General features: G+C 70.5%; 20 protein-coding genes. 5 read left to right on the top strand and 15 right to left on the bottom strand.

Going from position 1 to position 23406, the window contains the following annotated elements; genetic code table 11:
- Positions 1-17 precede the first annotated feature (17 nt).
- The 5 genes from ACFVR6_RS12835 to ACFVR6_RS12855 all read right to left on the bottom strand — a co-directional run bounded on the left by ACFVR6_RS12835 (position 18) and on the right by ACFVR6_RS12855 (position 4438).
- Complete coding sequence (locus ACFVR6_RS12835; protein ID WP_386963590.1) at positions 18-1796, bottom strand: peptidoglycan D,D-transpeptidase FtsI family protein; 1779 nt, start codon at positions 1794-1796, stop codon at positions 18-20.
- A 5-nt stretch (positions 1797-1801) separates the two neighbouring features.
- Entirely contained in the window at positions 1802-2419 is a 618-nt protein-coding gene (locus ACFVR6_RS12840; RefSeq protein WP_386963592.1) for a hypothetical protein, read from the bottom strand.
- Positions 2416-3369, bottom strand: coding sequence for a 16S rRNA (cytosine(1402)-N(4))-methyltransferase RsmH (rsmH, locus tag ACFVR6_RS12845; protein ID WP_386963594.1), 954 nt, complete (start codon positions 3367-3369; stop codon positions 2416-2418). Before rsmH ends, ACFVR6_RS12840 begins: the two co-directional genes overlap by 4 nt.
- Before the next feature lie 98 nt (positions 3370-3467).
- Positions 3468-3899 (bottom strand): division/cell wall cluster transcriptional repressor MraZ, encoded by a 432-nt coding sequence (gene mraZ / locus ACFVR6_RS12850; protein ID WP_191719319.1) that lies wholly within the window; start codon positions 3897-3899, stop codon positions 3468-3470.
- A 167-nt stretch (positions 3900-4066) separates the two neighbouring features.
- Positions 4067-4438: a DUF3040 domain-containing protein gene (locus tag ACFVR6_RS12855; RefSeq protein ID WP_386963597.1), complete on the bottom strand. Its 372-nt coding sequence runs from the start codon at positions 4436-4438 to the stop codon at positions 4067-4069.
- Positions 4439-4509: 71 nt separating this feature from the next.
- Here ACFVR6_RS12855 and ACFVR6_RS12860 point away from each other — a divergent pair, with 71 nt between their 5' ends.
- Complete coding sequence (locus ACFVR6_RS12860; protein WP_386963599.1) at positions 4510-5601, top strand: polyprenyl synthetase family protein; 1092 nt, start codon at positions 4510-4512, stop codon at positions 5599-5601.
- Here the strand turns inward: ACFVR6_RS12860 and ACFVR6_RS12865 are convergent, their stop codons facing one another.
- A complete protein-coding gene (locus tag ACFVR6_RS12865; RefSeq protein WP_386963810.1) occupies positions 5602-5928 on the bottom strand; it encodes an Rv2175c family DNA-binding protein in 327 nt (108 codons plus the stop codon). It lies immediately after the preceding gene.
- A 169-nt stretch (positions 5929-6097) separates the two neighbouring features.
- Between ACFVR6_RS12865 and ACFVR6_RS12870 the strand changes: the two genes are divergently transcribed.
- Together ACFVR6_RS12870 and pknB are read left to right on the top strand one after the other, a co-directional pair.
- Complete coding sequence (locus ACFVR6_RS12870) at positions 6098-7324, top strand: LysM peptidoglycan-binding domain-containing protein (RefSeq protein WP_386963601.1); 1227 nt, start codon at positions 6098-6100, stop codon at positions 7322-7324.
- Positions 7325-7393: 69 nt separating this feature from the next.
- On the top strand, positions 7394-9328 hold the full coding sequence (gene pknB, locus ACFVR6_RS12875; protein ID WP_386963603.1) for a Stk1 family PASTA domain-containing Ser/Thr kinase: 1935 nt from the start codon (positions 7394-7396) through the stop codon (positions 9326-9328).
- 267 nt (positions 9329-9595) lie between these two features.
- On the opposite strand, the gene ACFVR6_RS12880 is transcribed toward pknB, so the two are convergent.
- The 3 genes from ACFVR6_RS12880 to ACFVR6_RS12890 all read right to left on the bottom strand — a co-directional run bounded on the left by ACFVR6_RS12880 (position 9596) and on the right by ACFVR6_RS12890 (position 12619).
- Positions 9596-10933: a class II 3-deoxy-7-phosphoheptulonate synthase gene (locus tag ACFVR6_RS12880; protein ID WP_386963605.1), complete on the bottom strand. Its 1338-nt coding sequence runs from the start codon at positions 10931-10933 to the stop codon at positions 9596-9598.
- 64 nt (positions 10934-10997) lie between these two features.
- Positions 10998-11681, bottom strand: a complete 684-nt coding sequence (locus ACFVR6_RS12885; RefSeq protein ID WP_386963607.1) for a lysophospholipid acyltransferase family protein — start codon at positions 11679-11681, stop codon at positions 10998-11000.
- Between the two features lie 2 nt (positions 11682-11683).
- Positions 11684-12619 (bottom strand): ROK family glucokinase, encoded by a 936-nt coding sequence (locus ACFVR6_RS12890; protein WP_386963609.1) that lies wholly within the window; start codon positions 12617-12619, stop codon positions 11684-11686.
- A 146-nt stretch (positions 12620-12765) separates the two neighbouring features.
- Between ACFVR6_RS12890 and ACFVR6_RS12895 the strand changes: the two genes are divergently transcribed.
- Positions 12766-14598, top strand: a complete 1833-nt coding sequence (locus tag ACFVR6_RS12895; protein ID WP_386963611.1) for an AMP-dependent synthetase/ligase — start codon at positions 12766-12768, stop codon at positions 14596-14598.
- A 196-nt stretch (positions 14599-14794) separates the two neighbouring features.
- On the opposite strand, the gene def is transcribed toward ACFVR6_RS12895, so the two are convergent.
- Genes def through ACFVR6_RS12910 form a run of 3 tightly spaced genes read right to left on the bottom strand, consistent with a single transcriptional unit; the run spans position 14795 to position 20305 of the window.
- A complete protein-coding gene (def, locus tag ACFVR6_RS12900; RefSeq protein WP_386963613.1) occupies positions 14795-15286 on the bottom strand; it encodes a peptide deformylase in 492 nt (163 codons plus the stop codon).
- The gene (locus ACFVR6_RS12905; protein ID WP_386963615.1) at positions 15286-16848 is read right to left on the bottom strand and encodes a MinD/ParA family ATP-binding protein; all 1563 of its coding nucleotides are present in this window, start codon (positions 16846-16848) and stop codon (positions 15286-15288) included. Before ACFVR6_RS12905 ends, def begins: the two co-directional genes overlap by 1 nt.
- A gap of 49 nt (positions 16849-16897) precedes the next feature.
- Positions 16898-20305: a pyruvate carboxylase gene (locus ACFVR6_RS12910; protein ID WP_386963812.1), complete on the bottom strand. Its 3408-nt coding sequence runs from the start codon at positions 20303-20305 to the stop codon at positions 16898-16900.
- Between the two features lie 93 nt (positions 20306-20398).
- On the opposite strand from ACFVR6_RS12910, the gene ACFVR6_RS12915 reads away from it, so the two are divergent.
- Complete coding sequence (locus ACFVR6_RS12915) at positions 20399-21208, top strand: ParA family protein (RefSeq protein ID WP_386963617.1); 810 nt, start codon at positions 20399-20401, stop codon at positions 21206-21208.
- A 230-nt stretch (positions 21209-21438) separates the two neighbouring features.
- Here the strand turns inward: ACFVR6_RS12915 and ACFVR6_RS12920 are convergent, their stop codons facing one another.
- The 3 genes from ACFVR6_RS12920 to ACFVR6_RS12930 all read right to left on the bottom strand — a co-directional run bounded on the left by ACFVR6_RS12920 (position 21439) and on the right by ACFVR6_RS12930 (position 23256).
- Positions 21439-21984, bottom strand: coding sequence for a MerR family transcriptional regulator (locus tag ACFVR6_RS12920; RefSeq protein ID WP_386963619.1), 546 nt, complete (start codon positions 21982-21984; stop codon positions 21439-21441).
- 94 nt (positions 21985-22078) lie between these two features.
- A complete protein-coding gene (locus tag ACFVR6_RS12925) occupies positions 22079-22762 on the bottom strand; it encodes a transcriptional regulator FtsR (RefSeq protein WP_386963621.1) in 684 nt (227 codons plus the stop codon).
- On the bottom strand, positions 22762-23256 hold the full coding sequence (locus ACFVR6_RS12930) for an FHA domain-containing protein (RefSeq protein ID WP_386963623.1): 495 nt from the start codon (positions 23254-23256) through the stop codon (positions 22762-22764). Before ACFVR6_RS12930 ends, ACFVR6_RS12925 begins: the two co-directional genes overlap by 1 nt.
- Between the last annotated feature and the right edge of the window lie 150 nt (positions 23257-23406).

Here is a 23406-nt window from a genome sequence, read left to right on the forward strand (position 1 = left end):
CCGCGTCGGGGCGGCGATCACAGCGTCTTGGGAAGAAGAGGCGTCTGCGAATCGGAAGGCAGTACGCGGTAGTTCTTGAGCACCTGCGTCATTGCCTTCTGGAAGGCCTGGCGGTTGGCGGCAGACGATTTAATGGTAGTCGGCTCGTCGAGGGTGGTGAGCACGATGTACTGCGGGTCATCGGCAGGAAGGATGCCGATGAGCGACGTGAAGTACACGCCCGCCTTGTAGCCGCCGTTCCCCGCCACCTGCGCGGTTCCGGTCTTGGCGGCGATGCGGTAGCCGTCGACGGCGATGTACTCGGCCATCTGCGCCTGGACGGCGACGTTCTCGAGCATGAGCGTCACGGCATCCGCCGCTTCCTTCGACACGACCTGCTCAGGCTCGGGCAGGTCGGGCTCGACGACCGTGCCGTCGGCGAGGGTGCAGGACTCCACGAGCGACAGCGGCATCTTCAGGCCGTCGTTGGCGAGGGCCTGGTAGGCGCTGGCGACCTGCGGGGAGGTCATCGTGTAGCCCTGGCCGAACGTCGTGGCGTAGAAGGTCTGGTTGTCCCACTCGGATGCCGGGTAGAGCACCCCCTGGGGCTCGCTCGGCCACCCGATGGCCGTGCCCTGGCCCACGCCGAAGCGCTCGAGGTAGTCGTGACGCATGTCGGCCGACAGCATCTCGCCGAATTTCGACAGCGCGACGTTGGACGAGTCGATGAGCGCACCGGTGAGGGTGTAGTTGAGCACCGGGTGCGATTCGAAGTCGCCGACTCGCGCGCCGTTGGGGAAGGTCTCGTAGTCGCCCGCCGTCACCGTCGTGTCGGGGGTGGCGACGCCGGCATCGATGACGCTCGCGGCCGTGATGGCCTTGAGGGTCGAGCCCGGTTCGTAGGACGCGAGGAACAGTCGCGAGCCGCGGTCCGCCTCGGCGGATGCCTCGACGTTGTTGGGGTCGACGGTGGGGTACTCCGCGGCGGCCCGGATCTTGCCGGTGGCGACCTCGACGACGAGGATCGCGCCGCTGTTGGCCCGCTTGTTCTGCACCTCTTCGGCGATGAGCTGCTGCAGGTACCACTGCAGGTCGCGGTCGATGGTCAGCTGCAGCGTGCCACCGTCGACGGCGGGCGTCTCGACCTCGGTGCCGGGGATCACGACGCCGTCGGCACCGCGCATGTAGGTCACCTGGCCGTTCGCGGAGGCGAGGCAGGTGTTCTCGATCTGCTCGATGCCGGCCAGCGGTTGGCCGTCGGAGCCGACGAAGCCGACCACGTTGCCGGCGACCGCGCCGTCGGGGTAGGTGCGCTGCGGGTGCATGTCGAAGGTGAGGAACGGCGCGCGGAGGTCGGCGAGGGCGCGGTACTGCTCGGTGGTGAGCCCGCGCTTCAGGTAGGCGAACCGGCTGCCGGCATCCGCTGCCAGCGCATCGTCGACGATCTGCATGATCTCGTCCGCGGTCTGGCCGGTGATCGCGCCCATCTCCGCCGCCACCTGGTCCCAGGGCACCTCGACCTCGACACCGTCGACCTCGCGCTCGATCGGGCCGACGTGGGCGGGGTCGAGCTTGCCGTCGTACATCAGGATGCTGGTGGCCAGCGCCTCTCCGTCGGCGTCGACGATCTCGCCGCGCGTGCCGTAGAGGTCGGTCTTGGCGCCGAACGCGAGCTCCTGCGAGTCGGCGATGTGCCCTTCGGCATTGACGACCTGGATGTCGACGAGACGGATGATGAACCCGCAGAGCACCGCCAGCACGACGGCGAGAGCGGCCACGGTGCGCCGGCGCGGGCTGCGGGAGGCTCGTGTCGTCATGTCTTCTAGTGTGTCCGGGGTACGGGCAGACCGTCGGTCACCGGCGGGGGCGTCGGCGTGTCGGTCCCGGCACCGGGGGTCGCGGCATCGGCGGCGGGCGGTTCGGCGACGACGGGAACGCCCTCGATCGTCGCGGTGGGCGCGGTGACCAGGGGCGCGTCGGCGATGAGCGCGTTGGGGACGGACGGGCGGCCGAGTGCGTCGATCGTGGAGGCGCCGGGCGCGGCCTCACCGGTGCCGAGGACCACGCCGTCGCTCAGTCGCAGGTAGTTCGGCGACTCGGCGATGACCATGCCCAGCGCCGAGGCGTTGGCGGCGAGGAACTGCGGGGAGTTCAGCCCCGCGACGTCGTCGATGAGGATCTGCTTCTGGTAGGTCAGATCGCGCTGCTCACGCGTGAGCTGCGAGACCTCGTACGAGCCCTGCGTGGTGAGGATCGACAGCCCCATCTGGGCGGCGCCGATCGTGAGGGCGCCGGTGACCGCGACGATGCCGTACAGCAGCCGAGGACGGCGGCGCGGCTTCGGTGCCGCGACCACCTCGAGGCGGCGCGAGGGGCGCTCAGCGGGCCGGGGCAGTGCGGCGGCGGTCGCCGCGGCGGAGGTCAAGGGCAGCGCGCTCATGCGTTCTCCCGCAGTCGTTCGGCGGCGCGCAGGCGCACGGGAGTGGCACGCGGGTTGACGGCGCGCTCCTCGTCGGATGCCAGTTCGGCGCCGCGCACCAGGAGCTTGAACCGCGGGGCGTGCTCGGGAAGCTCCACGGGGAGCCCCGCGGGGGCGGTGGAGGCGGCGGCGGCGGCCAGCTCGCGCTTGACCAGGCGGTCTTCGAGGGACTGATACGACAGCACGACGATGCGCCCGCCGACGGGGAGGAGTCCCAGGGCGGCGGGGATGGCGCGCTCAAGGGCGGCCAGTTCCGCGTTGACCTCGACGCGCAGCGCCTGGAAGACGCGCTTGGCGGGGTGCCCGGCGGCCTTGAGCGCGGCGGGCGTGGCGTCCTGGAGGATGTCCACGAGACGCCCGGAGCGCTCGATCGGCTCGGTGCGGCGCGCCTCGATGATGGCGCGGGCGTAGCGGCCGGCGAGCTTCTCCTCGCCGTAGCGCTCGAAGATGCGGCGCAGGTCGCCCTCGCCGTAGGTCGCGAGGATGTCGGCGGCGGTCGTGCCCGCGCTCTGGTCCATGCGCATGTCCAGCGGGGCATCCTTGGCGTACGCGAAACCGCGGTCCGCCTCGTCGAGCTGCAGCGAGGACACCCCGAGGTCGAACAGGATCGCGTCGGCCTTCGTGGCGCCGGTGGAGGCGACCGCCTCGGCGATGCCGTCGTACACGGTGTGCACGAGCGTGACGCGGTCGCCGAAGCGTGCGAGCCGCTCCCCCGCGATGCGCAGCGCGTCGAGGTCGCGGTCCAGGCCGATCAGCCGCGCCCGGGGGAACCGGTCCAGCAGCGCTTCGGAGTGACCGCCCATGCCGAGGGTGGCGTCGACGTAGACGGCGCCCTCGTGCTGCAGGGCGGGGCCGAGCAGGTCGAGGCAGCGCTCGAGCATGACGGGGGTGTGGATGTCGCGGGCTTCCATGATGTGAGGGCCGTGGCCCTCGATCCTGATCCCCATCCGCTCCGACCTGGCACCGGGGAAGTGCGCCAGGGCAAGCGGCTGGGAGTCACGATCGAGGGTCAGAAGAGTCCCGGGATCACCTCCTGTTCCATGTCCGAGTAGCTGTCTTCGTTTCCTTCGGCGTACGCGTTCCACGCATCCGCATCCCAGATCTCCGCGTGTGCGCCGACGCCGGTGACCACGAGCTCCCGCCCGAGGCTGGCGTAGGTGCGCAGCGGCGGCGGGATGGTGATGCGGTTCTGGCTGTCGGGCTTCTCGGCGCTGGCTCCGGAGAGGAACATGCGCTGGAAGTCGCGGGCCTGCTTGTTGGTGAGGGGTGCTTCCCGGATGCGCTCGTACACGCGCTCGAACTCGGCGGTGCTGAACACGTACAGGCAGCGCTCCTGACCACGGGTGATCACGACGCCGCTTCCGAGGTCGTCACGGAACTTCGCCGGCAGGATCACCCGCCCCTTGTCGTCGAGCTTGGGAGTGTGCGTGCCCAAGAGCATCGCCACCACCCCCTTCGTCCGGCCCCGTCAGGTAGCGCCACTTTACTCCACTTCCCTCCACTTCACTACAGGATTGGGTAAATACCCTCCCCCCGCGCTCCCCCGGGCCCCGAGAGCACGAAAAAAGAGCACCGACCCGGAGGTCGGTGCTCTTGTCTTCTTGCGGGTCAGCGCCCGTCTTGGCGGCGATCCCAGCGATCGTTCATGCGATCCATGAAGGAAGTGGAGGACGGTGGAGTGCTCGAGTGGGGACGACGATCGTCGACCGGCGTGCGAGCGGCTCCGCGGGTCGGGGTGACGGCCAGCATCACTCCACCCAGCATCACGACGAACGCGATGACGCCGATCACCACGAGTCCCGTCGAGACACCGGCGATGAGGCCGCCGATGCCGAGAAGCACGAGGATCGTGCCGTAGACGATATTGCGGTAGCTCAGCGTCCGCCCATCACGAGGTGCGCTGACCACGTCGGCGTCGTTCCGCATGAGATGGCGCTCCATCTCATCGAGCAGGCGCTGCTCCTGTTCGGACAGTGGCATGCATCCCCCCTTTTCCCGTGGTCCCGATAGGGGACGATTCTACCCGTCCCGGTCAGAACTAGGCTAGGCCCGTGCCGCCCATCCCGGATCCCATCGAGGCTGTTTCACAGCGACTGATCTCATTCTTCGCAGACCGCCGTCTCGCCGCGGAGGCCGAGGGCCCGGAAGCGGTGTCGTTCGTCGACGCGGCCGTCGGTGCGGTGGGCGGCGGAAAGCGCCTGCGGGCGCGGTTCTGCCTCACCGGATGGCGCGCCGTGGCCGAAGCCGGCGGGCGCCGTCCCGGCGCGGTTCCGGACGAGGTGATCGCAGCCGCTGCGGCGCTGGAGGTCTTCCAGGCGGCGGCCCTCGTGCACGACGACCTCATCGACAACTCCGACACCCGCCGCGGCAGGCCCGCCGCCCACCGCGCACTGGAGGCGTCGCATCGCGATGCCGGGTGGCTCGGCGACGCCGCGGCCTTCGGGCGGTCGGCTGCGATCCTCCTCGGTGACTTGCTGGTGGCGTGGAGCGACGACCTGCTCGAAGAAGGGCTCGCCACCGCGACCCACGCCCCCGCCGCGCGTCGGGAGTACGCCCTCATGCGCCGCGACGTGACGGTCGGTCAGTTCCTCGACATCGCCGAGGAGGCCGCCTTCCGGCAGTCGCCCGACGACGAGCACGCCGCACGGGCGCTGCGGGTGGCATCCCTGAAGTCCGCGCGCTACAGCGTGCAGCAGCCCCTGCTCGTGGGCGCGGCGCTCGCGGGCGCCGATGCCGCCCAGCGCGCGTCGCTCGCCGGCTTCGGGCACCCGGTCGGCCTGGCTTTCCAGCTGCGCGACGATGTGCTCGGCGTGTTCGGTGACGCCGCCGTCACCGGCAAGCCCTCGGGCGACGACCTGCGGGAGGGCAAGCGCACGGTTCTCATCGCCTACGCCCGGGAGGCACTGCCCCCCGGCGCACGCCGCACCCTCGACGAGCTCCTCGGCGACCCACTGCTGGATGGCGAGCAGGTCGCTGCCCTGCAGCGGACCATCGTCGACTCCGGTGCGCTCGCGCGCGTGGAGGACCTCATCGCCGGCTACGCCGCGGAAGCCGATCGGGCGCTGCGTGGCGCGGGACTGGGCGATGCGGCGGTGGGCGAGCTGCGCGATCTCACGCGCGCCGCCATCAGCCGCTCGTCCTGATCAGGCGAGGGTCTGCGCGACGCGGCGCACTTCGCTCTTGCGCCCCTGGCGCAGTGCCTCGATGGGCGGCATGCCGATCGAGGCATCGTGCTCGAGCAGCCAGTCGATGGCCTCGTCATCGCTGAATCCGGCATCGTGGAGCACGATCGCGGTGCCCCGCAGCGACGACAGCGGGTGGCCGTCGACGAGGAAGACCTCCGGCACCGCGAGCTTGCCGGTGCGGCGGGAAGCGATGAGGTGGCTCTCGTCGAGCAGACGCCGCACCCGACCCAACGGTTCGCCGAGCACCTCGACGAGGTCGGGCAGGGTCAGCCAAGTGGTCTCGATACGCGCAGGGGTGGTCTCGCCGGTCACCTTTCCATGATGACACCCGCATCACGGCCTGCCGACCGCTTCATGAGAATCTCATCATTCACATGGGTCACTTCAGTCACTCGCGTTGACGCCTGTCTCGCATCCATGACAGCGTTGCTGAGGTCGAGAGGGAGGCACCGTCATGCGACGACACCGCGCACTCGCGCCGGCATCAGCCGCCGCCACCGCCCTCGCGCCCGCCACGGCGAGGCTCGGGACGACCATCGCGAAGAACTGGCCGGCCGCCGTCGCCGGCTCGCTCGCACTGATGCTGACGTCGGCCCCGGCCGCGCACGCAGTCGAACCTTTGCAGGGCACGCGTGACGGGCTGCGGCCGCAGGCTCACCCTGCGGGCACGACGACAGGCCGCGTCGCGCCGGCATCCACCGCCGCCGCGACACACGTCGTGCAGCCCGGCGACACGATCAGCGCCATCGCGGCCGCGTACGGCCTGCGTGTGACCGAGGTGCTCGCCCTGAACGGACTGGGCTGGTCGTCGGTCATCCAGCCGGGTCAGACGATCCAGCTCGCCGCCGCCGCTCCCGCGGCGCCCGCCCCGGCACCGGCCCCCGCGCCGGCCGCAGGCGTGTACACGATCGTCGCGGGCGACACCATGAGCGCCGTCGCGTCGCGGCACGGGGTGTCCACCGACGCCCTGCTCGCCGCCAACGGCATGGACCGCTCCTCGATCATCTACCCCGGCCAGACCGTCGTCCTCCCCGGTGCGGGCATGGAGCTCGCGGCATCCGTCGCTCCGGTCGCGCCGGCTGCGGCCCCCGCAGCGCCCGCCCCCGCCGCATCCGCCGCCGGCTCGTACGTCATCGCCACAGGCGACACCATGACCGCCGTCGCCGCCCGCCACGACCTGTCGCTGGACGCGCTGCTGGCCGCCAACGGCATGGACCGTTCCTCGATCATCTACCCGGGCCAGACCATCGCAATCCCGCTCGCGACGGTCGCCGGGCTCGATGCCGAGCAGGTGGGCAACGCCCGCACCATCATCCGCGTCGGGCGCGAGCTCGGCGTCTCCGAGCGCGGCATCGCCATCGCGCTCGCGACCGGCATGGTCGAGTCGTGGCTGCGCAACCTCGACTGGGGTGACCGCGATTCGCTCGGCGTCTTCCAGCAGCGGCCCAGCCAGGGCTGGGGCACGCCCGAGCAGGTGCGCGACGTCGACCGCGCGACCCGTGTGTTCTTCGGCGGTGCGGGCGACCCCAACGGCGCAGCCTCCCGCGGCCTGCTCGACGTCGGCGGCTGGGAGTCGCTCGGCTTCAGCGAGGCGGCGCAGGCCGTGCAGATCTCGGCCTACCCCGACCGCTACGGCGAGTGGGAAGAAGAGGCCTACGCGTGGCTCGCCGCGCTCGGCTGAGCGCACTCCGATGGCGGTGGGGGTGAGCCGCTACCCGGACAGTCGCGGCGGCGTCCGTAGACTCTCAGCGTGAGCACGAGCCAGCAGACGGACCCGCTGATCGGCCGTCTGGTCGACGGCCGGTACCGCGTGCGTGCTCGCATCGCCCGTGGCGGGATGGCGACGGTGTACGTCGCGACCGATCTGCGACTCGAGCGGCGCATCGCCCTCAAGGTGATGCACGGGCATCTGTCGGACGACTCGATCTTCCAGAGCCGGTTCATCCAGGAGGCCCGCGCGGCCGCCCGGCTGGCCGATCCGCACGTGGTCAACGTGTTCGATCAGGGCCAGGACGGCGACATGGCCTACCTCGTCATGGAGTACCTGCCCGGCATCACGCTGCGCGAGCTCCTGCGCGAGCAGCGCCGCCTGACGGTGCCCCAGACCATCACGATCATGGATGCCGTGCTGTCGGGGCTCGCCGCCGCGCACCGCGCGCACATCGTGCACCGCGACGTGAAACCCGAGAACGTGCTGCTGGCCGAGGACGGCCGCATCAAGATCGGCGACTTCGGCCTCGCCCGCGCGACCACGGCCAACACCGCCACCGGCCAGATGCTGCTGGGCACCATCGCCTACCTCGCGCCGGAGCTCGTCACGCGCGGCAGCGCCGATGCCCGCAGCGACATCTACGCGCTCGGCATCATGCTCTACGAGATGCTCACCGGCGAGCAGCCCTACAAGGGCGAGCAGCCGATGCAGATCGCCTACCAGCACGCGACGGATTCCGTCCCCCGCCCCAGCGCGAAGAACCCCGGGGTCCCCGAGCCGCTGGATGAACTCGTGCTCTGGGCCACCGAGCGCGACCCCGACGAGCGCCCCGCCGACGCGAAGGTCATGCTCGACCGGCTGCGCGAGATCGAGCGCGAGCTCGGGGTCAGCCCGCAGGTCGTGCGCACGGCGCCCATCGGCATCGTCCCGGAGGACGAGGGCATGGATTCCGGGGAGATGACCAAGGTCCTCCCCGGCGCCTTCACCGCCCCCACCGTCACGCCGCCGGTCGACAACACCACGCGGCTGCGTCGCCGCACCAAGCGCAACGCCGCCAAGGGCGGCTGGCTCATCGCGCTCGTGCTGCTGCTGGCAGGGCTCGCCGGCGGTGCCGGCTGGTGGTTCGGCTCCGGCCCCGGTTCGCAGGTGGCCGTCGCCGACGTCTCGGGCATGACGTTCGCGGACGCCCAGGCGGAGCTCGCCGTGCAGTCGCTGCAAGCCGTCGAGCAGGGCGAGAACAACCTCGAGGTGCCGGCGGGGACCGTCATCCGCACCGACCCGTCCTCGGGCACCCGCGTCGACCAGGATGCGACCGTCACGGTGTTCGTGTCGCTCGGCCCGGCCGAGGTGTCGATCACGGCGCTGGCGGGCATGTCCGAGGCACAGGCCCGCGAGTACCTCGAGCAGAACATCGTCAACGTGCAGGACGATGCCGCGCGCGAGTTCCGCGACGACATCGAGCGGGACGTCGTGATCTCGGCATCCGTCACCCCCCGCGACGGCGGCGACGCCATCGACTGCACGAACGGCTGCACGGCGCGGCAGGACGACGACGCCGCCCTGCTGGTCTCCGCCGGCGCCGTCCCCGATGTGAGCGGGCGCGGCGTGGACAGCGCGACGTCGGAGCTCAACGCCGTGGACCTCCAGGTCGCCGGCGAGACGATCCAGGAGTACAGCAGCGACTTCTCCAACGGCGAGGTCATCGGCATCGCGGCGCGCGGCGAGGGCGGCAACTGGCGGCCCGGCGAGACCGTGACGCTCATCGTGTCCAAGGGTCCCGCGCCGATCCAGGTGCCCGATGTCGAAGGCCTCACGGTGGCCGAGGCGATGACGGTGCTCTCGGAGGCCGGGTTCGAGCCCGGCACGGCGCTCCCCCAGATCGTCTGGAGCATCTTCACCGTGAGCAGCACCTCGCCCGGGGCGGGTTCGTGGGAGCTTCCCGGAACCCAGGTGACGGTCCGCTCCACCGGCTGAGCCGCGCGGCGCGGCATCCGGTTCGGTCGGCGCAAAACGCCCTCACCGCACGCCGAAGCGCGCATTCGCGGCGACCGAAACCCGCGCCACCGCGCGGCACCCGGTTCGGTCGGCGCAAAACACCCTCACCGCACGCCGAAGCGCGCATTCGCGGCGACCGAAACCCGCGCCGCCGCGCGGCATCCGGTTCGGTCGGCGCATAACGCCCTCACCGCGCGCCGAAGCGCGCATTCGCGACGACCGAAGCCGGCGCGGACGCAAGCCGGGTCAGCGCTTCTCGAGCTCCTCGGCCACGAGGAACGCCAGCTCCAGGCTCTGCATGTGGTTCAGGCGCGGGTCGCACAGCGACTCGTATCGCGTGGCCAGCGTGGCCTCGTCGATCATCTCCGACCCGCCCAGGCACTCCGTGACGTCGTCACCGGTGAGCTCGACGTGGATGCCGCCGGGGAACGTGCCCGCGGCACGGTGCGCCTCGAAGAAGCCGCGCACCTCGTCCACGACATCGTCGAAGCGACGCGTCTTGTAGCCGGTGGGCGTCGTGATGCCGTTGCCGTGCATCGGGTCGGTGACCCATAGCGGCGTCGCGCCGGAGTCCCTGACGGCCTCCAGCAGCGGCGGCAGCGCGTCGCGGATCTTGCCCGCACCCATGCGCGTGATGAAGGTGAGGCGGCCAGGCTCGCGCTCGGGGTCGAGCTTGTCGATGAGCTTCAGCGCGGTGTCGGTCGACGTCGAGGGTCCGAGCTTCACCCCGATGGGGTTGCGGATCTTGGAGAAGTAGTCGATGTGCGCGCCGTCGAGGTCACGCGTGCGCTCCCCCACCCACAGGAAGTGTGCCGAGGTGTTGTACGGAGTGCCGGTGCGCGAGTCGATGCGCGTCATGGGCCGCTCGTAGTCCATCAGCAGGCCCTCGTGGCCGGTGTAGAACTCCACGCGACGCAGCTCGTCGAAGTCGGCGCCCGCGGCCTCCATGAAGCGGATGGCACGGTCGATCTCCCCCGCCATCCGCTCGTAGCGCTGGTTGGCCGGGTTCGAGGCGAAGCCCTTGTTCCAGCTGTGCACCTCGCGGAGATCCGCGAAGCCGCCCTGCGTGAACGCACGGATGAGGTTCAGGGTGGATGCCGCCGTGTGGTATCCCTTCAGCAGGCGCTGCGGGTCGGGCTGGCGCGACAGCTCGGTGAAGTCGTAGCCGTTGACGATGTCGCCGCGGTAGGCCGGCAGCGTCACCTCGCCACGGGTCTCGGTGTCGCTGGAGCGGGGCTTGGCGAACTGGCCCGCCATGCGCCCCATCTTCACGACCGGCATCGAGGCGCCGTAGGTGAGCACGACGGCCATCTGCAGCACCGTCTTGATGCGGTTGCGGATCTGGTCGGCGGTCGCGCCGGCGAACGTCTCGGCGCAGTCGCCGCCCTGCAGCAGGAACGCCTGACCGGATGCCGCGCGAGCGAGACGCTCACGCAGGTTGTCCACCTCGCCGGCGAACACCAGCGGGGGCATCGACGCGATCTCGGCGGAGACGGCGGCGACGGCATCCGCGTCGGTCCAGATGGGCTGCTGCTTGATGGGCAGGGCACGCCATGCGTCGAGGGGGTCGGTCTGCTGGAGCATCCCGCCAGTCTATCGACGCTGCGGGACCCCTTCGCGCCGCATGACGGCGGGCGAGGCGGCGGACTCAGGATGCCGCGGCGCGGTCCTTCACCGTCGAGGCGTAGACGTCGTCGTACTGCTGCTCGCCGAGGCGCTGCAGGGCCACCATGATCTCGTCGGTGACCGACCGCAGCACGTAGCGGTCGCTCTCCATCCCGCGGAAGCGGGAGAAGTCCAGCGGCTCGCCGATGACCATGCCCACCCGCCCCACGCGGGGGATCGTGCGGCCGATCGGCATGACGGCATCGGTGTCGACCATGACCACCGGCACGACCGGCACGTGCGCCTCCAGCGCCATGCGCGCGATGCCGGTGCGGCCGCGGTACAGCTTGCCGTCGGGGCTGCGGGTGCCCTCGGGGTAGATGCCCAGCAGGTCACCGCGGCCGAGCACCTGCAGGCCGGTGTTGAGGGATGCCTCGGACGCCTTGCCGCCGGTGCGGTCGATCGCGATCTGACCGGTGCCCTTCATGAACATGCGGGTCGCCCAGCCCTTGATGCCCTTGCCGGTGAAGTAGTCGCTCTTGGCCAGGAACGACATGCGGCGGTCGATCATGAGCGGTAGGAACACCGAGTCGCTCACCGACAAGTGGTTGCTCGCGAGGATCGCGGCGCCCTCGGCAGGGATGTTGGCTCGGCCCACGATCCACGGCCGGAAGATCGCCTTCACGATCGGTCCGACGACGATGTACTTCATGAGCCAGTAGAACACCGCTACAGTCTCCTGCCGGCGAGGTCGGCGACGCCGATGAGGCCCGCGTCGTTGCCGAGTTGCGCGATGGCGAACTCGGCGATGGGTCGGTCGCCGAAGCCGGGCAGCGATGTCTCGTACGCGATGCGCACCGGCTCGAGCAGCGTCTCGCCCAGCTGGGCGACGCCGCCGCCGATGACGAAGAGCTCGGGGTCGAGCACCGCCTGGAATCCGCCGCACGCTTCGCCCAGGGCGGTCGCCACGCGGCGCAGCGCCTCGACGGCGCCGGGGTCGCCGGAGAGGATGAGGCGCGAGATGGCGGGCCCGGCGATCTCGCCCTTCTCGGCACGCACCTGCGCGAGGGCCGCGCCGATGCCGCCGCCGTCGGCGATCTCGCCTGCTTCGCGCTGAAGGGCGCGGCCGGACGCGTACTGCTCGAGGCATCCGCTCTGCCCGCAGCCGCACAGGCGCCCATCGCGCGTGAAGCGGGTGTGGCCGAGCTCCGCGGCGATGCCGTGACCGCCGTGGGCGAGCTCGCCCGAGGTGACGATCGCCCCGCCGACGCCGGTGCCGAGGGTGAGCATGACCATGTCGCCGACGCCGCGGCCGGCGCCGAAGCGATACTCGCCCCAGCCGGCGGCGTTGGCGTCGTTCTCGATCGCCACGGGGCGGCCGATGCGCGCTTCGAGGTTGGCGCGCAGCGGCTCGTTGCGCCACGCGATGTTCGGGGCGTGGATGACGACCGAGCGCGACTTGTCGATGAAGCCCGCTGCCGCGACACCCACGGCGGCGATGTCGTGCGACTCGGCGAAGTGGCGGGCCATGTCGGCGACGGCATCCGCCAGCTCGCCGGTGTCGACGGGGGTGTCCACCCGCAGCTTCTCCAGGACCGTGCCGTCGTCGTCGACGACGCCTCCGGCGATCTTCGTTCCGCCGATATCGATTCCGACCTTGAGCACGCGGCATCCTTCCCGCCGCTGCGAGGCGCAGGGCCGCATTGAAGTCTAGTGCGACCGCTGCCCGGCGACGGGTGGCGGCGTCGTGTTCGCTACACTCGGTTTCGACGCAATAACCCGATTTCCCGTTCGGTACCAAAGGAGTTGCCGTGGTCCAATTCGAAGTACCCGCGATCGTCCCCGCCGATCCGCAGGCCAACATCAGCGATCTGCTGGCCGAGCGGGTCAAGCAGACCCCGAATCTGGCACTGTTCGCCGTGCCCGATAGCTCCGGCGGATGGCGCGACATCACCGCCGCCGATTTCGAGCGTGAGGTCATCCGCCTCGCCAAGGGGTTCGCCGCCGCCGGCATCGAGCCCGGCGACAAGGTGGCATTCCTCGCCCGCACGACCTATGAGTGGTCGCTCGTCGACTTCGCGCTGTTCTATGCCGGCGCGATCATGGTGCCGGTCTACGAGACCAGCTCGCCCAAGCAGATCCAGTGGATCCTCTCCGACTCGGGGGCCATCGCATGCCTCGTCGAATCGGAGGAGCACGTCGCTCGCCTCGACGAGGTGCGCGACGAGGTCCCGCTCGTGCGCAAGACCTGGTCGATGGCCGCCGGTGACCTCGAGACGCTCCGCGCCGAGGGCGCGTCGGTGTCGGACGAGGAGATCCAGCGCCGCCGCAACCTCGCGAACGGCGCCGACATCGCCACCCTCATCTACACGTCGGGGTCGACCGGCCGCCCGAAGGGGTGCGTGCTCACGCACAGCAACTTCGTCGAGCTGAGCCGCAACTCCGCCAAGGCGCTGAGCGAGGTCGTCGCAGAGCCCGGCGCGTCGACGCTGCTGTTCATCACGACGGCGCACGTGTTCGCGCGGTTCATCTCGATCCTCAACGTGCACGCCGGTGTGAAGACCGGGCACGAGCCCGACACGCGCCAGCTGCTGCCGGCGCTGGGGAGCTTCAAGCCCACCTACCTGCTGGCCGTGCCGCGCGTGTTCGAGAAGGTCTACAACTCCGCCGAGCAGAAGGCCGAGGCCGGCGGCAAGGGCAAGATCTTCCGCGCCGCCGCGCACGCGGCCGTGGAGCACTCCACCCTGCTGCAGGACGGCAAGAAGGTGCCGCTGGGCCTCAAGCTCAAGTTCCGCCTGTTCGACAAGCTCGTCTACGGCAAGCTGCGCGCCGCCATGGGCGGCAACGTCAAGTACGCCGTCTCGGGCTCCGCACCGCTCGGCCCGCGTCTGGGTCACTTCTTCCACAGCCTGGGCGTGACGATCCTCGAGGGCTACGGCCTCACCGAGACGACGGCGCCCGCGACGGTGAACCTCGCCACGAAGTCGAAGATCGGCACCGTCGGTCCCGTGCTGCCCGGTGTCGGCATCCGTCTGGGCGAAGACGGCGAGATCGAGGTGCGCGGCATCAACGTCTTCAAGGAGTACTGGCGCAACCCCGAGGCCACGGCCGAAGCGTTCCACGACGGCTGGTTCAAGACGGGCGACATCGGCTCGTTCGACAGCGAGGGCTTCCTCACGATCACCGGTCGCAAGAAGGAGATCCTCGTCACCGCCGGTGGCAAGAACGTCGCCCCGGCGGCGCTGGAGGACCCGATCCGCGCGAACCCGATCGTGGGTCAGGTCGTCGTCGTCGGTGACAAGAAGCCGTTCATCGCGGCGCTGATCACCCTCGACTCCGAGATGCTGCCGACGTGGCTCGCGAACAACGACATGCCTGCGGACCTCTCGCTCACCGATGCGGCGAAGGACCCGAAGGTGCGTGCCGAGATCCAGAAGGCGATCGACACCGCGAACACGCACGTGTCGCGCGCCGAGTCGATCCGCAAGTTCACGATCCTCGCGACCGAGTGGACCGAGGCCAGCGGTCACCTGACGCCCAAGATGTCGATCAAGCGAAACGTCATCCTCGACGACTTCTCGGTGCACATCGATGAGCTGTACGCGGTGCCCGTGACGACGACGAACGTCCCGCTGGGCGGCTGACGCCGCCCGCACGCACGCAGAAGGCCCGCAGCTCCCGCTCCGGGCCTTCTGCGTCGTCGTGCCCTGCGGCATCCGCCCCGTGAAGCCACAGCTGGCGGCCGAGACAACGGTCGTTTCCCACGGTCTCGGCCGTCAGCTGTGGTCTCAGCGAAATCGGGAGGGAGGGAAGGAGGGAGGGAGGGAAGGGCGCGGCGGGTCAGAACCAGGCGGACTCGCGGACCTCGCGCATCGCGGTGCGACGGTCCTCGGGCGAGAGACGGTCGAGGAACAGCCGCCCCTCGAGGTGGTCGGTCTCGTGCTGCAGCGCCTGCGCGAGCAGGCCGTCGCCCTCGAGCACGACCTGGTTGCCGTCGAGGTCGAGGCCGATGACCTTGGCGTGCGGATGGCGGATGGCGTCGTGCCAGAGGCCGGGAACCGACAGGCATCCCTCCCCCATCGGCACGGGGTCGCCCGAGACCTCCACCAGCTGCGGGTTGAGGATGTAGCCGATGTCGCCGTCGATGTTGTAGCTGAAGGCGCGCACGCCCACACCGATCTGGTTGGCGGCGACGCCGGCGCGGCCGGGCAGCTCCACCGTGTCGAGCAGATCGCGCACGAGCGCGCGCACACCGTCGTCGATCTCGACGATCGGGGCGCACGCCGAGCGCAGCACGGGGTCGCCGAAGAGGCGGATGTCGCGGACGCTCATCAGGCCACCGACGCCTGACCGCGCAGACCCTCGACGACCATCGCGGCCAGTTCACGGGCCGCCTGACGCGTCTCGGGTTGGAGTTCGCGGAACGAGATGGCGCTGCCGGTGGCGATGTGCGGGTCGTACGGCATGCGCACGACGGCGCGCACGCGCGTCTTGAAGTGCGCCTCGAGCTCCTCGGGACGCACCAGCGGCGCGCCGGGGCGGCTCGCGTTGAGCACGACGATGGCGTTGTGCGCCTTGTCGGCGTAGCCGTTGGACTCGAGCCACGTGAGGGTCTCGGATGCCAGTCGCGCCTCGTCGACGCTGAGGCCCGTGACCACCACGAGCTCGTCGGCGAGTTCGAGCGTCGCCCCCATGACGGAGTGGACGATGCCGGTGCCGGTGTCGGTGAGCACCACGGAGTAGTAGTGCGCGGCGAACTGCGCGACGTCGCGGTAGTCGTCGTCGCTGAAGGCCTCGGACACGTGCGGGTCGGCGTCGGACGCGAGCACGTCCAGGCGCGTCTCGTCGCGCGCGACGATGGCCGACAGGTCGTGGTAGCCGGAGATCTCGCCGCGGCGGCGCACGAGGTCGCGCACCGTCCGGCCGCTGACGCTGCCGATGCGCTCGGCCAGCGTGCCGCGGTCGGGGTTGGCGTCGACGGCGATGACACGGTCGTCGCGGGCGTCGGCCAGCGCCATGCCCAGCAGCGTCGTGATCGTCGTCTTGCCGACGCCGCCCTTGCGGGACAGGATCGGCACGAACTTCGCGCTGCCGCTCAGCGATGCCGCGATGCGGCGATCCAGCGACTTGCGCTCGCGGGCGCGACGGTTGTCGCCGAGGTTGATGCGGCGTCCCGTGACGGTGTAGACGAAGTGCTGCCACGCACCCTCGGGCTCGGGCTTGACGACGTGGTGGGGGTCGAGCAGGCGGTCGGCGGTGAGCAGGTCGGCCGTCTCACGCCCCGACTCGAAGTCGTCGAGGCGGCGCGGAGCCAGCTCACCCGCGTGAGCGCGACCGCGCTCGGTGGCGCGAGGGTGCAGGTCCGCGGCGGCGGGAGCCGTGCGGGCGGCACCGGTCACGGCGACGGCAGCAGCGGGCGCGGCGGTAGGAGCCGGCGTGGTGGCGGGCTCTGCGGGCGTGGCGCTGCTCTCGGGCGCGGCGGGCTCGACCTCGTCGTGCGCGGCCTGGGCAGCGGCATCCGCCACCTGCTCGTCGTCGTGGGGCATCTCTGCGACCTCCTCCGCGAACTCCTCACCGTGAGCCAGTTCGCCGGTGATGTGCGGCACCTCACCGGTCTCATCATCCACGGTCACGTCCTCCGCGGCCACGACCTCCACGCCACCGGTCGGCGCGGCGAAGCCGAGCGGCACGAAGTCCACGCCCACGACGCCGTCGTCGACGGCCTCGTCGTGCGTGTCGTCATCGTCCTCGGATACCAGCGACGGCAGGGCGACATCGACCTGCGCGGTGACACCGCCGAGGATGCCGATGCCGGTCGTGTCGAGGCTTCCGCCGTCGGCGAGCACGCCGTTTTCGGGCTCGTCGTTGGTCGGTTCGTTGCGATCGGGCGTCACAGGGTTCACTCCACCTAGGTTCCGGGCGCCGCGCGCCCATCCCTTCAGGCTACTCGGAGGGGCGCACGACGGCCAAAAGGTCGCCGGCCTCCACCTGCTGCGTCCCGGTCACGGCGAGCCGCTCGACGACGCCGTCCACCGACGACGTGATGGCTGCTTCCATCTTCATGGCCTCGATCGACGCGACCGGCTGACCGGCGCTGACGGTGTCACCCACCTCGACCTTGACGGTCACGACGCCCGAGAAGGGAGCCGCCACCTGGCCGGGCTTGGACGTGTCGGCCTTCTCCGCCTGACGGTGTGCGACGTCGATCGCGCGGTCCCGCACGAACACCGGTCGCAGCTGACCGTTGAGGGTCGTCATGACGGTGCGCATGCCCTTGTCATCGGCCTCGCCGATGGCCTCGAGCCCGACGTACAGCTGCACGCCCCGCTCGATCTCGACGACATGCTCGGTGCCCGACGCCAGGCCGTAGAGGTAGTCGACGGTGTCGAGCACGCTGAGGTCACCGTACGTGTCGCGCACCTCCTGGAACGCGCGGGTCGGCGCGGGGAAGAGCAAGTGGTTGAGCGTGCGGCGGCGGGTCTGCGAGTCGCCCTCGAGGGCGGCGGCATCGTCCTCCGCCAGCTCCGTCACCCCGACGCGCACCTCTCGGCCCTGCAGCACCTTCGTGCGGAAGGGCTCGGGCCATCCGCCGGGCAGGTCGCCCAGTTCGCCCGCCATGAAGCCGACGACCGAGTCGGGCACGTCGTACTTGTGCGGGTTGGCCTCGAAGTCCGCCGGGTCGGCCTTGACCGCCGCGAGGTGGAGGGCGAGATCGCCGACGACCTTGGACGACGGCGTCACCTTGGGGACGCGGCCGAGGATGGCATCCGCGGCGGCGTACATGTCCTCGATGAGCTCGAAGTCGTCGGCCAGGCCCAGAGCGATGGCCTGCTGACGCAGGTTCGACAGCTGGCCACCGGGGATCTCATGACGGTAGACGCGACCTGTGGGGCCCGGCAGGCCCGACTCGAACGGACGGTACAGCGCGCGCACCGCCTCCCAGTAGGGCTCCAGATCCGACACGGCGGCCAGGTCCAGGCCGGTGTCGCGGTCGGTGTGCGCCATCGCCGCCACGAGCGCCGACAGCGACGGCTGGCTCGTGGTGCCCGACATCGGCGCGGCCGCGGCGTCCACGGCATCCGCCCCTGCGGCACTGGCGGCCAGCAGGGTGGCCAGCTGACCACCGGCGGTGTCATGCGTGTGCACGTGCACCGGCAGGTCGAACCGGTCTCGCAGCGCCGAGACGAGACGCGCGGCGGCGGCGGGGCGCAGCAGCCCCGCCATGTCCTTGATCGCGAGCACGTGCGCACCGGCGTCGACGATCTGCTCCGCCAGCCGCAGGTAGTAGTCCAGCGTGTAGAGGTCTTCGGCGGGGTTCAGCAGGTCGCCGGTGTAGCACAGCGCCACCTCCGCGACGGCGGTGCCGGTGCCCAGCACCGCGTCGATCGCGGGACGCATCTGCGCCACGTCGTTGAGCGCGTCGAAGATGCGGAAGATGTCGACGCCGGAGGCGGCGGCCTCGCGCACGAACGCGTCGGTGACCTGCGTGGGGTACGGCGTGTAGCCGACCGTGTTGCGCCCGCGCAGCAGCATCTGGATCGCGACGTTCGGCAGCGCGGTGCGCAGGGAATCCAGCCGCTCCCACGGGTCCTCACCGAGGAAGCGCAGCGCGACGTCGTAGGTCGCACCGCCCCACGCCTCGACCGACAGCAGCTGCGGGGTCAGCCGCGCGACGTACGGGGCCACGGTGACGAGGTCCTTCGTGCGCACGCGGGTGGCCAGCAGCGACTGGTGGGCGTCACGGAAGGTGGTCTCGGTGACCGCGAGGGCGCTCTGCTCGCGCAGCGCCCGGGCGAAGCCGGCGGGACCGAGCTCCTGCAGCCGCTGCCGGGAGCCTGCCGGCGGTGCGGCGCTGAGGTCGATCTCGGGCAGCTTGGATGCCGGGTCGACGGTCACCGGATTGTCGCCGTTCGGGCGGTTGACGGTCGTGTCGGCCAGCCAGCCGAGGATCTTCGAACCGCGGTCCTTCGACTCGCGACCGTTCGCGAGCTCCGGGCGCTCGTCGATGAACGCGGTCGACAGGTCGCCGGCGATGAACGCCGGGTCGTCGAGCACCTTCTGCAGGAACGGGATGTTGGTGGAGACGCCGCGGATGCGGAACTCCGCCAGGGCGCGGCGGGAGCGCACGACCGCCGCCTGGAAGTCCCGGCCTCGGCAGGTGAGCTTGGCGAGCATCGAGTCGAAGTGCGGGCTGATCTGCGAGCCCGCCGCCGTCGTGCCGCCGTCGAGGCGGATGCCGGCACCGCCGGGCGAACGGTAGGTGGTGATCTTGCCGGTGTCGGGGCGGAAGCCCTGCGACGGGTCCTCGGTCGTGATGCGGCACTGCAGCGCCGCGCCGCGCAGGTGGATGTTCTCCTGCTGCAGTCCGAGGTCCTCGAGGGTCTCCCCCGCGGCGATGCGCATCTGCGACTGCACGAGGTCGACGTCGGTGACCTCTTCGGTCACGGTGTGCTCCACCTGGATGCGCGGGTTCATCTCGATGAAGACGACCTCACCGGTGCGGGGACCGGCGGTCTCGAGGAGGAACTCCACGGTGCCGGCGTTCTGGTAGCCGATCGACTCGGCGAACGCGACGGCGTACCGGTGCAGCGCATTGCGGAGGTCCTCGTCGAGGTTCGGCGCCGGGGCGATCTCGATCACCTTCTGGTGGCGGCGCTGCACCGAGCAGTCGCGCTCGAACAGGTGCACCGTGTGCCCGGCCTTGTCGGCGAGGATCTGCACCTCGATGTGGCGCGGCCGCTGCACGGCCTGCTCGAGGAAGACGCGGGCGTCGCCGAAGGCACTGGCGGCCTCGCGCATGGCCTCGGCCAGTGCCGGGGCGAGCTCTTCGGGGCGCTCAACGCGCCGCATCCCGCGTCCGCCGCCGCCGGCGACGGCCTTGACGAAGATCGGGAAGCCGATGTCCTCGGCCTCCGCGACGAGCGCGTCGACGTCGTCGGATGCCTCGGTGGACCGCAGCACCGGCACGCCGGCCGCCTCGGCGTGGTGCTTCGCGGTGACCTTGTTGCCGGCCATCTCGAGCACCTCGGCGGGCGGGCCGATGAAGGCGATCCCGGCGGCGGCCGCCTTGGCCGCGAGCTCCGGGTTCTCCGAGAGGAAGCCGTAGCCGGGGTAAATGGCATCCGCCCCGCTCTCGGTGGCGACCCGGATGATCTCGTCCACGTCGAGGTATGCACGCACCGGGTGGCCCTCGGTGCCGATGCGGTACGCCTCGTCGGCCTTCAGACGGTGCAGCGAGTACCGGTCTTCGTACGGGAAGACCGCGACCGTTCGCGCGCCGAGTTCGAATGCGGCGCGGAAAGCCCGAATGGCGATTTCGCCTCGGTTCGCGACCAGGATCTTGCGGAACATGCTCACCTCACGTGGATGACCGGGGCGTGCATCTGCGGACGCCGGAAGTGCCTGAGTGTGCTCACAGCCTAGGGGACGGTAACGTAGACCTCTGTGCACGTACTCTCCGTCAGCTCGCTCAAGGGCGGGGTCGGCAAGACAACGGTCACACTGGGGCTCGCATCCGCTGCGTTCGCTCGCGGTGTCCGCACCCTCGTCGTCGATCTCGACCCGCAGTCCGACGTGTCGACGGGGATGGATATCCAAGTCGCCGGCAGGTTGAACGTCGCGGACGTGCTGGCCAATCCGAAGGAGAAGGTCGTCCGTCAGGCGATCACCTCCAGCGGCTGGGCGAAGGTGCACCCGGGCACGATCGACGTCATGATCGGCAGCCCCTCGGCCATCAACTTCGACGGACCGCACCCGAGCGTGCGCGACGTCTGGAAGCTCGAAGAGGCCCTCGCCACGATCGAGGCGGACTACGACCTCGTGCTCATCGACTGCGCACCGTCGCTGAACGCACTCACGCGTACCGCATGGGCGGCGTCGGACCGCGTCATCGTGGTCACCGAGCCCGGCCTGTTCTCGGTCGCCGCGGCCGACCGCGCGCTGCGGGCGATCGAGGAGATCCGTCGCGGCCTGTCGCCGCGCCTGCAGCCACTGGGCATCGTCGTCAACCGCGTGCGCCCGCAGTCGATCGAGCACCAGTTCCGCATCAAGGAGCTGCGCGACATGTTCGGCCCGCTTGTGCTGTCGCCCCAGCTGCCGGAGCGCACGTCGCTGCAGCAGGCGCAGGGTGCCGCGAAGCCGCTGCACATCTGGCCTGGGGACTCGGCGCAGGAGCTGGCCGCCGACTTCGACGCCCTGCTGGATCGCGTCATGCGCACCGGTCGCATTCCCGACCCGGCCGAATCCCGCGCCTGACCCACCCCGCCCCCCGCTCGCGAAGCCGCTCGCGAGTGAGCATTCGTCGCGCCGAGTGAGTATTCGCCGCGCCGAGTGAGCGCTCAGAAGCTACGAGGCGCACGCGCGCGGCATCCGCTTCCTACGACAGAACGAAGCCGCGAGTACTCACTCGAGAAGACGAATGCTCACTCGCGAACGCAAGTACTCACTCGACAGCGCGAATGCTCACTCGGCGGCGTGCGGGCGGGTCAGGCGGTGCGCTTGGCGCGGTGGGCGGCGAGGTCGTCGACCGACTCGGGCGCCTGCGCGTCGAAGTCCACCAGCGTCGACTCGACCTCGCGCAGAACCTTGCCCACCGCGATGCCGAAGACGCCCTGACCGCGGCTCACGAGATCGATGACCTCGTCGTTCGACGTGCACAGGTACACCGATGCCCCGTCGCTCATGAGCGTCGTACCGGCCAGATCCCGGATGCCGGCAGCACGCAGCTGGTCCACGGCGGTGCGGATCTGCTGCAGCGAGATGCCGGTGTCGAGCAGCCGCTTCACGAGCTTCAGCACGAGGATGTCGCGGAAGCCGTACAGGCGCTGCGAACCCGACCCTGACGCCCCACGCACGGTCGGCACGACCAGTTCGGTGCGGGCCCAGTAGTCCAGCTGACGGTACGTGATGCCGGCGGCACGAGCGGCCTGGGCGCCGCGGTAGCCCGCTTCGTCGTCCATCTCCGGAAGCCCGTCGGTGAAGAGGAGTTCGGCGGAGAAGGGCTGGCCGTCTGCCGGGTCGCCAGCGATCATGCTCGCCTCCTCACTGTTCGGGTCGTTACGTCAACGCTAGATGAGCAATCGGGCAGCGGCAATGACATCCGCGTCTGCGGTTCGGCGTGTCGCGCTACGGGGCGATGCGCTCGAGCGCGGTCAGCACGAATGCCGTGCGCAGCTCGTCCAGTCGGCGCACGAGTTCGGGTGCGAGCTCGCCCGCCCGCGCCCGTGCGGTGGCGTCGGTGCGTCGCAGCATCGGAGCCAGTGCCGTCTCGACCAGCGCCACATCCCGTTCGGCGCTCTGGCGCAGCGACCGCAGGTGACGGGGCTGGATGCCGTGCTCCGCGAGCCCGGCGAGGGCCCGCAGCAGCGTCAGCGACCGCTCGTCGTACGAGTCGGCGCCCGCCATGAGGCCCGCCGTGATGGCGTCGCCGAGCAGGCTCGCATCGGCGCCGGCGGCGGCGATCAGCTCGTCGCGGCGGTAGCGTCGCGGGGTCGCCATGATCGACGGCGGCATGAGCGCGCCGATCTCGTGTCCGGCGTCGCGCTCGTCGAGCACCTCGCGGATGCGCTGCAGCGGCATGTAGTGGTCACGCTGCAGCGACAGCGCCAGGCGCAGCCGTTCGAGGTCACCGGGCGAGAACTTGCGATACCCCGACTCGGTGCGCGTGGGGGCGACGATGCCCTGCACCTCGAGGAAGCGCAGCTTGCTGCTGGTCAGCGAGGGGAACTCGGGGGCCAGGCGTGCAAGCACCTGGCCGATACTGAGGTAGCCCGCCGGCGTGGAACGCCCGCGGGGTGCAACCTGCGCCATCAAGCCCCTGCCGTGCGATCGAGGGGGGAGACGAAGAAGTTCAGGCGGAACTTGCCGATGCGCACCTCGGCGCCGTCGGTCAGTGCGGCGCGGTCGACGCGCTCACCGTTGACGTAGGTGCCGTTGAGCGAGCGCTGGTCGACGATCTCGAAGGTGAGCCCGGTGCGGGTGACCTCGGCGTGACGGCGCGACACGGTGACGTCGTCGAAGAAGATGTCGGCTTCGGGATGCCGGCCGATCGTCGCCACGTCGTTGTCGAGCAGGTAGCGGGCGCCGGCGGTGGGCCCGGAGCGCACCATCAGCAGCGCGGAGCGCGACGGGAGCGAGGAGATCGCCTCGAGTTCCTGTTCGGTCAGATCACTGCCGAACGGGATGAAGGAGAGATCGGAATCGTGCCCGAACGTCTGCGTCGTGTCCGATCCGCCCGCAGGCGTGTGCGCATCGCTCGCGTCGCGATGGATGCTCCCGTGGTCCCGGCGGCCGTTCTCGTCCACACTTCCTCCTTCGCTTCAGCCTAGTGGATGCGTCGTTGGATGCCAGTGCGGATTGACGATCCGATGCACCGGCATCCGCGTGTTTCGTCGTGTGTCGGGCCGGATGCGACCATCTCGGGTCCCCGCGTACCGTGGCCTCACCGTCTCGCG

The organism is Microbacterium sp. NPDC058021 (assembly GCF_042885955.1).
Classification (GTDB): Bacteria; Actinomycetota; Actinomycetes; order Actinomycetales; family Microbacteriaceae; genus Microbacterium.